The organism is Patescibacteria group bacterium (genome assembly GCA_035529375.1).
In the GTDB taxonomy this organism is placed as follows: domain Bacteria; phylum Patescibacteriota; class Microgenomatia; order PFEM01; family JAHIFH01; genus DATKWU01.
The window spans coordinates 111,610-123,626 of sequence record DATKWU010000009.1; the positions used below are offsets into that span (position 1 = coordinate 111,610).

Sequence of the window (12,017 nt, forward strand, 5' to 3'; positions counted from 1 at the left end):
CAAAAGGTCTGCTAAATGTCAACCCCTAAATTCTATTGGTGAATGACAACCTTGGTTCCGGGGTTGCCTTTAGAAGGATAAACCACATTCACCCCCTGGGGAACTGAAGGTGAAGTCCAATAAAAGAGTTTTTCGGCATCAGGCGTCGCCATGTTAACACAACCATGACTCATCGGATGACCAAAATTATTGTGCCAATAAGTTCCGTGGAGACCAAAACCCTTGTAGAAGTATTGAGTATAAGGGACATTCGGCAGGTAATAATAAGTGCCGGTTCCCCTAACGCCTCCAGACATCTTGGTGTATCTCAACTTAATCCAAACCCTAAATTCACCAGTGGGTGTTGGCGCCCATTTACCAGTGGAAACCAAAAACTCATAAACAATCTTATCACCTTCATGGGCATAAAGTTTTTGATCAGAAAGATCAATCTCAATCCAACGATAATCATCCGTCGCCCCTAAAACCACTCCTTCTTGTTGTTTTAAAGCTTCGGGATTAGGAATTAACTTAGCCATTTTAGTTTCCACTGGCTGACCATTAAAAATAGCAACCTCATCTATTTCTTCATATTCACCGTTTGCCTCAGCCGAAGGCAAGCCACAACCACAAGATCGTTCAAGAATAAATTGTCTTGCCGAAAAAAACAGAACTCCCCCAGCAATAACAGCCGCAATCGGAAGACCAAACAAAAACAGTTTATTAATTTTAGAAATTTTTAATAAAAGCTTCATCAAAAAAATAGTAACATAAAATATTTTTTGTTTCTAGGTTTAAAAAATGATAAAATTGAAACATATTGCGGGGTGGTGTAATGGTAGCACTGATGGCCCTGGACCATCCGATCTAGGTTCGAATCCTAGCCCCGCAGCCAAGATGGGCAACCTTGTGATGGAGCTCTCTTTCTAAAATGAAAATATTATTAATAGACTGCGATACTAAAATCGAAAAGGCGCTATCAGCTATGGGAGCTCGGGTATCTGTTGGAACCCTAGGTTTCGAGAGTGGTGAAAGATATATACCAGTCGCATTATATGAACAAGACATTATCGTCTTTAATCCATCTAGTGTCTCATTTATTGAAGATGAAATTGTTGAGGAAAAAGAGGGAAAACTATACTTTCCATCAATCAAGATGACAGGCCCTCTAGTAACGCGAGACGACATGAATGATTTTTTCGACAAAGGAGGGGTGTTTATTGTTTTCTATAATCCTTTAGTAGCCGACATTAAAAAGGAGATGGCTATTTATGAATGGCTTACTAATCAGATCATTGCAGAACCCAGCAATGATAGGGATTTAACAAAAGTAATGTTTCCCGACGATGATGAATATATTCCATTCAAGTCATTGTTGAGAGATTTTACACCCAAAATTCCGGTTGAAAGAAAATTGTATTATATTGATGAAAAATTATATCCTAGGGTTCTCATTAAAAATATTCGAAATGATAAGATTGCCATTTTTGCTAAGAAATCGGATGGGCTTATTATTGCACTGCCTACATACGAAAAAAATAACGATGTAATTAAGCACATAGTGAGTTATGTATATCCTCAGTTATATGAAATTGAACCAAAACTACCTAAAATATTGGATGTTAAGAAATCTCAATTACAGTTGGAATTGGAGGATGAGAGAAATAAAAAACAACAAATCATAGACAATACCCAAAAAAAGATTGAGGACATTAATAGCAAAATAATAAATGAAACCTTGAGAATAGAGAAACTTACGACAACCGACCCTACAGCAGTTGTAATATTGGGATATCTAAACGACATTCTTGATGATCCGAAAGATAGTTTCCATGCAGCTTATAAAATAACTGAAAAGTTATCAGAAATTTACGGAGGTGATAACGCTGCGAAAACTAAACTGAATATAAACAGAGGGTTTAATTTTATACGTAGAATATCGAATGAGGCATTTAGAGACACTCGGCATACTCCAAAACAAAATGAAGTGATAAAACCGCCCACGCCTGAAGAAAATAAAAAGCTTGTGGAGAATTCTATTGTTATTGTAAGAAAGTATATAGAAGAGCTGACTCAATAAAGGCTTTGAAATATAGATCAACATGGTGAGAGTTATAAGGTCTAGACGGGGGCAGACCGGTATGCTCAGCAAAATTTATAGAAGTTCCGATCGACCGAGGGTTCTCTTTTAAAAATTAATCAACTGAGAAAATTTCGGAATGAAAAAAGAATAATAATTCTATGAAAAACCAACTAGTGACCCTTGCAGCAATAAAAAGCTTTTATGAATCTGGTTGCGATTTCATTGACGTATTCTCTAACCTTGTATTACAAGAAATACCTACCAAGCCGATAATAATAATAAATATACAACAAAAAGTTATTGATGAGTGGAATATTAATATTCCACTTGATGTAATAAGAACAATAGTTAAAAGACTAAAAAGAAAGTCACTTATAGATTATAAAAATAGAGAGGAATCAATTTGGACGACGAGTGATGGTGAAACAGAGAAAATAAAGATCAAAAGCACAATAGACAGTACAAAAAGAGAAAGTCTCGCCCTAATTAAAAAATTAAAAATCTTCATTGAGAAAAAAAGTCGTAAAAAAATCAATTCCTCTAATGTTTCTCGAGCACTCGATGCATTTATTCATAAAAATTACTACAGTGTGGCATCAATATTAGCAAAAGAACAACAACCAACCTATCCACAACTCCAAATCGAAAAAATGATTATGGATTTTTTTATTAAGACAGAGGAATCCGATCCTGAAAATTTTGAAAGACTAAAAGCCATAGTATATGGGAAAATTATTTCTTCTGTATTAGTAAGCCAAAGGAAAAATTTTGTGAAAGAGGCAAAATTTGAACCCCTTGATATTTATCTAGATACAAACATTTTATTTAGTGTTATGGGATTACATGAAGAATCTTTTAATAAACCCGCTAGAGAGTTGATAAAAATTCTAAAAAAATTAGGTTTTAATCTATTCATTTTTGGTTTTACACGAGATGAGGTTGTAGCCAAACTAAAAGATTTTATACGTGAGTATGATAATTATTCTGAACAAATACCAGTAGACTCAATATACTACCAACTAAAACGATTAGGTTTCTCAAAACAAGACATTATTTTGAAGATTCAAAAAATTGAGGAAGAACTTAAAGCTCTTGGTATAGAAATAGATTACCAATGGGACATTGATAAATTGCTTGACGAGAGAGAAGAAAAATTACAAAAACTAGAAGAGAAAAAGTTAAAATCAGGTTACTCTATAAAACATGATATAGCAGCTATTGAGGCAATCAGACAAATACGGGGAAAGCGGGTATATTTGATTGAAAAATCTAAGGCAATATTTTTAACAGCGGATAGTAGGCTTTCTATTTTTAGCTTTAAAAACTATGATCATAAGTTAAATAGTTCTCTACCGGAGGTAATTTTTAGAACTGAATTGACTAGCATCTTGTGGTTAAAAAATCCCGGCATAAATCCTAGTATGCCCATTCATGATCTTATAGCAGGCTATGCTAAGAATTTTCTTTTAAAAGTCTCTCTTTGGGAAAAGTTTATTGCCGAAATTAAAAGACAAAAAAAACAAGGAAAAATAAATGATGAAGACATTTCAATATTAATCTCTAGCAACGAAACAGAAAAAATTCTTTTTGATATTCAGTCTGGCGCTCAAAAAGAAAACTACATTCCATTATTAATTGATGAACAAATAAGAAAAAGAAAAAAAGAAAAAAAACTCAAAGAAAAAGAAATAGAACACCTGAAAAAGAAAGAACAAGGGATAAGACAAGAATTAAATAGCTTGAGGAAACAAATAGAAAAATATGAAAATATCAAGAAGTCAATTAGGAGTCATTGTGAAAAAAAATGGAATTTTATTCTAAATTTCCTAATTTGCTTGATTGCAATAGTAATTTCTAGATTATTGATCTTGTTTATTTTAAAAGTTGGCTTGGGTTTATTTGAGAGCTTAACGTCTCTAACAGTATTTTTAGTCATTTTGTGGTCTACTATTTCTCTCATATCGGAAAAAGATTTCAAATTTTTAAGCTTTATGGTCTCTTTTAAAAAAAAATTAAAACAAAAACTGATTAAAAATTCTATCGATAAAAATTATAAAAAGTTTGGCTTGTAATTTAAAAATACAGAAGCGGTTCTAGACCGACCTGCTCAGCTAGGAAAAGCTCGATTTAACAAACTTTTCCGATTTGTAGTAGAACTTTTGACATGAGAACTAGGTCCCAAATTTTTAGTTTTTTAGAAAGGCATTGTTGACAAATTAAAAAGATAATGTTATAAAAGTTTTACTGCTCCAAAGGCAGTTATTTTTTTAAGAGAAATATCATGTCTGAAACACTGAAACCACCCTCTCAAGAATTCAGTCTACCTAGTACAGAAGAGGTAATAGACTTAATCCATAAACTACGGGATCTAATACTAACTGACTGTAGCGTTCATTATAAACATATACGTGGTTATGGTGACGGTCAGGCTCTAGACGTTGATTTTCCTGACGGTAGCCAAAGAGAATTAGTCTGGATAGACCGTGGAGACGAGGAGGGAATATTAGCGTGGAACGATAGGAAAAAACCTTCTGTTTTTAGTGAAAGAGATAATTATAATTTGATTCATGTTGATCCTGATAAACCTGCCGTTCAAATTGCGGGAATTAGGCCTAATAAAAGTAATCCAATTGGTTTTGCTTGGGTTAAATTTGTAGACTGGGGTGATTTTTGCAATCTTCTTTCCCTAGCACAAAAAATTGAAGAGGCTTAACTTTTTCTTTCATTAAATATTATTATTGTTCAAAAAGTTTTTATAATTTCAGTTAAATTAACCTCAGAATAAGAAAACAAGCCTCAGAAGGTCCTTAGGAAGTACAAAAGTGTAAAAACTTCATCGATTTTTGATAAACTATTCTTGGAAAGATAAATTTATAAGTTCGGAAATCATCAACAAGTGCCAGCCAAGAACCAGAATATTTATGAAACACACAAAGAAAGATCGACCAAATTTTCTATTTGAAACTAAACATTGGAAAGTCTATTTAAATCCAGATCAGTATTATTTAGGCAGGTCTGTCGTGGTAGCAAAAAGAGATGTAGGCAGCCTTTCTGACTTAACCAAAGATGAATGGTTAGATTTTACGGAACTTATTAAAAAAATTGAAGCTACCTATAAAAAATCATTTGGCGCAACAATGTTTAACTGGACTTGTCTCATGAACAATGCATATAAGAACGATCCTCCCAACCCCCATGTTCACTGGCATCTTCTCCCCAGATATAAAAAAGCCGTAACGTTTAAAGGAATTGATTTTGGAGACAATGAATTCGGCAGTCATTATGCTCGAAAAATTGACCGGGCTGTACCAGATGAGGTTTTCAGTGAAATTGTCAAAGTAATAAAAAAATTCTCAAGACAATATAGGACCAAAAAGGCCTAGACCGACCTACTCAGCCAACCCCAACCACCCGTCACTTCAATAATCTTCTCTTAATCACAATTCTTTGACTTTTTAAAACCAGCCTTCAAAGCTTCTTTTTCAGTGCAAAACCATTGTTCCCCTAAACTTTTTTCAACAATTGTCTGTTCATATTGACGACAACCCGGGAAATGATAAATTTTATCACCTGAGTTTTTGTCAATGTTTCCTTTGATTTGGCAATCTGGGTCTTCAGGATTTTCCTTTTGGTAGCATCGGGGGCTAAAAACACCCTTCTCCTCTTCCTGGGCCAAATGAGCGGTTGTTTTTAAAACTTCTCTTTGGGAATTTTTATCACTGGTGTAATAACCCCAGCCTTCCTTTAAAACCTCTTCATTTATAAATTGATTGCCTACATAAACCAAGGCGATGATTCGACCCCAATTATCAACAACAGGTTCTCGAAGAATAACTCTTTTTTCCATTACTAAAGACTCAAGTTTTTCCTTAGCTTCCTGCCCACCACAAAAATCGACCTCTGGGGCGTTAAGGCCAGCCAATCTTACTCGCTGGCTCGTTTCCAAAACAAAAGTGTCTCCGTCAAGAACATTAACCACCAATGATCCCGATTCTGATCCGGCTGTTTTTTGCCACAAGTAATAATTCAATAATAAGGAAGGAATTAAGATCAAAAAACCAAGCCAAACTCGCCAATTCTTCACCATCTTTCTCATAGATATCTATCTTACGTTAAAACAAAATTACTCACAATCTAGAAGACATGTTTTTACTGTCTCATTTGTCTCATCTAGCTTTGAGATGGTAAACTAGGAAAGACTAAGTTATAAGGACTGAAAGATCCCAGACCAGCATTCACAACAAATTTAGAATTTTTCTAGAATATGACCATGAACTACTCTAATTGGGAAAAATATTATCAGAAAACTCCTTTAGAAAAGATTCCTTGGCAAAAAACTCAAGCTAGTTTTTTCACTGAAGTAATAGAATCAGGCAAAATTAATCCCTGTTCAACCTTGGATTTAGGCTGTGGCACCGGAGCAAAATCAATTTACCTTGCCAAAAAAGGCTTTAAGGTCACCGGAGTTGATATTTCTAAAACAGCTATCGAGCATGCAAAAGCAAATGCCGAAAAGGCAAAAGTCAAAGTCGAATTTATAGTCGCCGACGTGACTGATTTGAGTTTTCTTGATGATAAAAAATTTGACTTTGTTTTGGATTGGGCTAATCTTCACGGTATTCCTAAAAACAAACGAAAGAAGTATGTTGATGGAATTATTAGACACACCAAAAAAGGAAGTAAATTACTTTTAAGATGTTTTAGCAAGCGCGGGATTGAAAAAGAATTTACTCACCGTCCCATGGGGACAATCTATCTGTTTTCTAAGAAAGATATTGAAGAGCTTTTCGAAAAGCATTTTAGAATTTTAGAAACTCATAAAAGCAAACCATTTGTGAGAAAAGAAAAAGAACCTCCGGCAAAGTGGCTTGATGAATATTTAATGGAGAAATAGAAAATTTTTAAACTTCTTTTGGTATAATTCAATTATGATAACTATTCGGAAAGCAACAATTAACGATTTACCAGCTATAAAAGAATTGAATAAACAAATCTTCATAAATAATCCTAAATATGACAATGATGCTGTTGAAGACTTTGCTCATACTCCACAGGGAGAAAAGTATTTTAAAGAAGCAATCAGAAGTAAAAAAGGGTGTTTTTTAATCGCTGAAGAAAATGAACAGATGATCGGATATGCAAACGGTGAAGAAAAAGAAGCTTCATATCGCAAAAGCAAGTATTTTGAAATTGATAACTTAGGAGTGATACTTGAAAAAAAGAAACAAGGAATAGGTAAAAAGATATTAAATGCCATAACAAACTGGGCAAAGAAAAAAGGTTTTCAAAAAATATACCTCAATTGTTATGTGAAGAACGAAAAGGCTTTGAATTTTTATCGTAGTAATGGGTATTCAGAAATAGACATTTGTCTAGAAAAGAAAATTAGTGAGTGAACCCTAACCTCCTCCACGAGGTAAGGAAGGAATTTATTTATTCTGTAATATTTCCTATTATTTACCTGTTATACAACTCTCGTCAATTTCAGAAGTGCGGCAAATCAACAACTCACCATCTTCTTCAATAATGTTTCCAATAAGATCACTGCCGCATTTGCACATTTCAATATCTCTTCCTCCATGTCCATCATCACAAAATTCCTTTCTAACCTTGCCTGGTTTAAAGACGGTATCACAACCAATACAAACCCGTCGGTATCCTTGATCGAAAGCCTCTCTTAAAGTTAAACCATTTCCATCTGCTGAATTGTCTTCAAACTTGGAATCTTTTTCGCTCATTTTTAGGTAATTAAAAACTGCCCCTTCGGACAGTGAATGTATTATAACACCTTTCTTCAAATAAATAAATAAAATAGCTCAAGTGATTTTTGATAAACTAACTCGGGAATAAGATATAATATCAACTAATTTTGAGGTTCGGAAATCATCCACGAGTCCCAGCAAGATTGGACACAAAGCGACCGTAAACTCTCAAATAGGTCGATAACACTTGCTAAACCTCTACTTTGTTTTTAGGAGTTTCGGACCGTATCCTTGTTATTTAGGAGATTTTGTTTTTGTTATAATTTCCTTTCTAACCATAAACCGAGGCTCAACAGATTGTATTGGTCTTTTTTGATACAATGTCAGTGTCCTCATGCTCCTTTTGAAATAACGTAAGTTTAAAAGAGTTTAATAATGTTAAAAATTAAAGACGAGGGAATAATTTTAGAGAAAACAAATCTGGAATTTGAAAATAAGGCCGTTTTGAACCCGGCCTGCATCCAAGTGGATGACATTACCCATATGTTCTATCGGGCAGTTAACCATAATGATATTTCTTCCATAGGTTACTGCCAGCTGAAAGATAATAAAGTTGTAAAAAGACTTAAGGAGCCAGTTCTTTTCCCAGAATATGATTACGAGAAAAAGGGCGTAGAAGATCCAAAGATTACTTTTTTAGAGGGAACATACTATCTTTTCTACACTGCCTATAATGGTAAAAATGCTCTCATTGCCTACGCCACAAGCAAGGATCTTGTTCATTTCACCAAACAAGGCCTTATCTCGCCGAAAATCTCCTACGATGAAGCGGAGGACATTTTTCGCGAGTCAAAAGTCAGAGAGAGATACACTATGTTTGAGATGTTCTACAAAGAAAGAGGAGGGAAGGACATTTTGCTATGGGAAAAAGACGCCTCTCTTTTTTCCCAAAAATTCAACCATAAATTTGCTCTTCTCCACCGCATTCTGCCGGGAATCCAAATAATTTACTTTAACAATTTCTCCGAACTTACTGCTGTTCGCTGGCACCATCATCTTAAGAACTTAGGTGATTTTATCGTGCTTGATCCTCTTTTTTGGTTTGAAAACCGCAATGTAGGCGGCGGTTGTCCCCCAATTGAAACAGAAGACGGATGGCTTATTATCTATCATGCGGTGGAGGATACCCCTTTTGGGAAAATCTATCATGCTGCTGCTGCCCTTCTTGATCTCAAAAACCCTCTAAAAGTTTTGGGGCGATTAATAGAACCCTTGTTTTCCCCAAAGGCTCCCTGGGAAAAAAGTGGCGTTACGAATAATGTCGTCTTTCCTACCGGAGCAATAGTAAGAGATAAAAGGCTTTATATTTATTATGGGGCTGCCGATAAGTTAATCGCCGCGAAATCTATTAACCTCACAGAGTTATTGACTAAACTCAAGAAAAGTCCCCTAAAGCTATGAGCACTAACCAGCAAAGTAAATCTTGGATAGTCTGTCTTTCCACCTTCCCGCCACGACAATGCGGTATAGCCACCTTTACTGCTGACCTTACTAATGCTATTGACCAAATATTTGGATCGTCGGTTAAGTCAAAGATTGTCGCGATGAATCTTACTGAAATAAGTCATTTACCCTATTCTGACAAAGTAATTTTCCAGATAAGCCAGCCTCGTGAAGAGGACTATGTTAACGCTGCCTACAAACTCAACCATCTCGAAAAGGTAAGACTTGTCAACATTCAACATGAATTCGGTATTTTCGGAGGGAAATATGGTTCACACCTGCTTCTACTTCTGAAAAAACTTCAGAAACCGGTTGTTACCACATTTCACACCGTTCTTCCCGCTCCAGACGAAAAAATGCGCAACGTTGTTCAAACTATAATGAAATATTCTAAAGGGATAATCGTTATGACTAATTATTCAAAGGAACTTCTCAAGAAGGATTACGGATTAGATCCTGACCGCATCCAAGTCATTCCTCACGGAATTCATCGCGTTTCCTATAGAACCAGTGAACATGCCAAGTCTGTTTTCGGCTTTTCTGGCAAACTAATCCTTTCAACCTTTGGGTTACTTAATCCCAGCAAGGGAATCGAGTATGTAATCGAGGCCCTACCACCGGTAGTAGAAAAGTTCCCTAATGTTCGATTCCTTGTCGCCGGGGTCACTCATCCTAATATTCTGGAACAGGAAGGAGAAAACTACCGTAATTTTCTTATTAAAAAAGTTTATGAACTTGGCCTAAACGACTACGTTCTATTTTATAATACCTATTTTAATATAAATAAACTCCTTAGATTTTTAGAGTCTACCGATGTCTATCTTTCCCCCTCCTTAAACCCAAAACAAACTGTCTCCGGCACTTTGTCTTATGCCCTTGGCAGCGGTCGTCCGATCATATCCACAGCCTTTGCCCAAGCCAAACAAGACATCACGAGTGAGGTCGGCATATTGATTGACTTCAAAAACCCGCAGGCTTTTACCAATGCCATCATTAAATTAATAAGTAATAATGAATTATGTTTACAGATGGGTAAAAACGCTTATTTCCGCACCAGGCATATGACCTGGGAAAATGTTGCCCATTCCTACATGAAATATTTCTCGCAATTTGTGCCGGAGCTAACCCTGGGACAAAGAAAAATTCCATCCATAAAACTTGAACATTTGGCTAAATTGACTGATAATTTTGGCATTATTCAGTTTGCCAAGCTGACCGAACCAGATCTTTCTTCCGGATATACCTTAGATGATAATGCCCGAGCCTTAATCGCGGCCGCTCTTCATTATAAAAAATTTAGGACTCACTCTGCGCTAAAACTTGCCTCCATATATCTCAACTTTCTTTATCGGGTAGCTAAACCTGATGGTTATTTTGATAATTATGTCAATTCAAACCGCGCTATTGATAAGCAAAGAAATGTCCAGGAAAATTCAGAAGATCCCAGTGCCAGGGCCCTATATGCTCTTGCCTTAGTTTCAACTACCAAACAAATCCCCAAACGCTTTAGAAAACAAGCCCATTCTCTTTTTGAACAAAGTTTCCAGAAAAACATTGCTTTCTCCTCGCCTCGCGCTATCGCTTTTTACATTAAGGCTCTCAATTGTTTGCTCTCAAAATGGAAAGAACCCAAGACTCTCGCTGTATTAAGGTCTTACTGTGAACAACTCATGACTCTATATGAAAAAAGTCACCGGCCGGACTGGGAGTGGTTTGAGCATTATTTAACATATTCAAATGCCATCCTGCCAGAAGCACTCATCCTCGGTTACAAAATAACCGGAGAGAGAAGATATCTCGAAGTGTCTGAAAAAACCCTTAACTTCTTAATTAAACATACCTTTAAGGACAGTATCTACATTCCTGTCGGCCAAAGTGGCTGGTTTCCCAAGGAAGGGATAAGACAGTATTTTGACCAACAGCCCGAAGATGTTGCTGCCACCGTAGAAGTTCTTAACATAATGTTTCAGGTAACAAACAGGAAGCATTACAAGGAATTAGCGAACATCGCATTTAACTGGTTTCTAGGGGATAATGTTCTTGGGCAGGTTGTATATGATCGGACCACTGGAGGATGCCATGATGGGATTGGGGAAAAATTTATTAATCTTAACCAGGGTGCCGAATCTACAATCTCTTACCTCTTAGCTCGCCTTTCTTTCGGGGGCTAAAACCAGCACTTGGGTGTCGAACGAAGCCCTTTTTTTATACTGTCTCATTTGTCTCATTTTTTCTAAAATTAGGTTGAGTTATAAGGATAGAAAATTGCTAGACCGAGCTGCCCAAACACATTAAACAAATCTCAAAATTTTATACCATGTGTTTTTGATATACTCTACATATGGAAGGTTGTATTTTTTGTAAAATTGTGAATAAACAGGCTCCCGCAAAAATAGTTTTTGAGGATGAGTTTGTTTTAGCGCTTGTTCCCAAAGGTGAAGTATCAAAGGGTCATACTCTTCTAATTCCCAAATTACATTTTGAAAATATTTTTGATGTTGATGAAAAATTATTTGCTCATTTTGCCAAGATAATGAAAAATTTATCAAAGAAACTGGTAAGAGAAAATAACGCGACTGGAATAAATATCCTTAATGCTAATGGAAGAGACGCACAACAATCAGTCCTTCATTTACACTTCCATTTAGTTCCTCGTTATCCCAATGATGGACTAGATATGTGGATTAAGCAGAAACTATAATATTATCAAAAGCAAGAATAATTATTTGATCAGAAGCTAATATAGTAAG

General features: G+C 35.6%; 12 protein-coding genes and 1 tRNA gene. 10 read left to right on the forward strand and 3 right to left on the reverse strand.

Annotation, left to right across the window (positions count from 1 at the left end):
• Positions 1-32 precede the first annotated feature (32 nt).
• On the reverse strand, positions 33-734 hold the full coding sequence (locus VMY36_01720; GenBank protein ID HUV42604.1) for a L,D-transpeptidase: 702 nt from the start codon (positions 732-734) through the stop codon (positions 33-35).
• 66 nt (positions 735-800) lie between these two features.
• Between VMY36_01720 and VMY36_01725 the strand changes: the two genes are divergently transcribed.
• The 5 genes from VMY36_01725 (at position 801) to VMY36_01745 (ending at position 5,445) form a co-directional block, all read left to right on the forward strand.
• A tRNA-Gln gene (locus VMY36_01725) sits at positions 801-874 on the forward strand.
• A gap of 36 nt (positions 875-910) precedes the next feature.
• Positions 911-2,059 carry a hypothetical protein gene (locus VMY36_01730; GenBank protein ID HUV42605.1) on the forward strand — a complete coding sequence of 383 codons (1,149 nt, stop codon included), beginning with the start codon at positions 911-913 and terminating at the stop codon, positions 2,057-2,059.
• A 161-nt stretch (positions 2,060-2,220) separates the two neighbouring features.
• A complete protein-coding gene (locus VMY36_01735; GenBank protein ID HUV42606.1) occupies positions 2,221-4,134 on the forward strand; it encodes a hypothetical protein in 1,914 nt (637 codons plus the stop codon).
• A 209-nt stretch (positions 4,135-4,343) separates the two neighbouring features.
• A complete protein-coding gene (locus tag VMY36_01740; protein HUV42607.1) occupies positions 4,344-4,775 on the forward strand; it encodes a hypothetical protein in 432 nt (143 codons plus the stop codon).
• Positions 4,776-4,983: 208 nt separating this feature from the next.
• A complete protein-coding gene (locus tag VMY36_01745) occupies positions 4,984-5,445 on the forward strand; it encodes an HIT family protein (GenBank protein ID HUV42608.1) in 462 nt (153 codons plus the stop codon).
• A gap of 50 nt (positions 5,446-5,495) precedes the next feature.
• Here the strand turns inward: VMY36_01745 and VMY36_01750 are convergent, their stop codons facing one another.
• The gene (locus VMY36_01750; GenBank protein HUV42609.1) at positions 5,496-6,158 is read right to left on the reverse strand and encodes a thermonuclease family protein; all 663 of its coding nucleotides are present in this window, start codon (positions 6,156-6,158) and stop codon (positions 5,496-5,498) included.
• Between the two features lie 174 nt (positions 6,159-6,332).
• Between VMY36_01750 and VMY36_01755 the strand changes: the two genes are divergently transcribed.
• Entirely contained in the window at positions 6,333-6,956 is a 624-nt protein-coding gene (locus VMY36_01755) for a class I SAM-dependent methyltransferase (GenBank protein ID HUV42610.1), read from the forward strand.
• A 34-nt stretch (positions 6,957-6,990) separates the two neighbouring features.
• Complete coding sequence (locus VMY36_01760) at positions 6,991-7,458, forward strand: GNAT family N-acetyltransferase (GenBank protein ID HUV42611.1); 468 nt, start codon at positions 6,991-6,993, stop codon at positions 7,456-7,458.
• A gap of 57 nt (positions 7,459-7,515) precedes the next feature.
• Here VMY36_01760 and VMY36_01765 read toward each other — a convergent pair whose 3' ends face one another.
• On the reverse strand, positions 7,516-7,800 hold the full coding sequence (locus tag VMY36_01765) for a hypothetical protein (GenBank protein HUV42612.1): 285 nt from the start codon (positions 7,798-7,800) through the stop codon (positions 7,516-7,518).
• Positions 7,801-8,199: 399 nt separating this feature from the next.
• On the opposite strand from VMY36_01765, the gene VMY36_01770 reads away from it, so the two are divergent.
• The 3 genes from VMY36_01770 to VMY36_01780 all read left to right on the forward strand — a co-directional run bounded on the left by VMY36_01770 (position 8,200) and on the right by VMY36_01780 (position 11,968).
• The gene (locus VMY36_01770; protein ID HUV42613.1) at positions 8,200-9,225 is read left to right on the forward strand and encodes a pesticidal protein Cry7Aa; all 1,026 of its coding nucleotides are present in this window, start codon (positions 8,200-8,202) and stop codon (positions 9,223-9,225) included.
• A gap of 143 nt (positions 9,226-9,368) precedes the next feature.
• Positions 9,369-11,438 (forward strand): glycosyltransferase, encoded by a 2,070-nt coding sequence (locus VMY36_01775; GenBank protein ID HUV42614.1) that lies wholly within the window; start codon positions 9,369-9,371, stop codon positions 11,436-11,438.
• A 170-nt stretch (positions 11,439-11,608) separates the two neighbouring features.
• Positions 11,609-11,968, forward strand: coding sequence for an HIT domain-containing protein (locus tag VMY36_01780; GenBank protein ID HUV42615.1), 360 nt, complete (start codon positions 11,609-11,611; stop codon positions 11,966-11,968).
• Positions 11,969-12,017 lie beyond the last annotated feature (49 nt).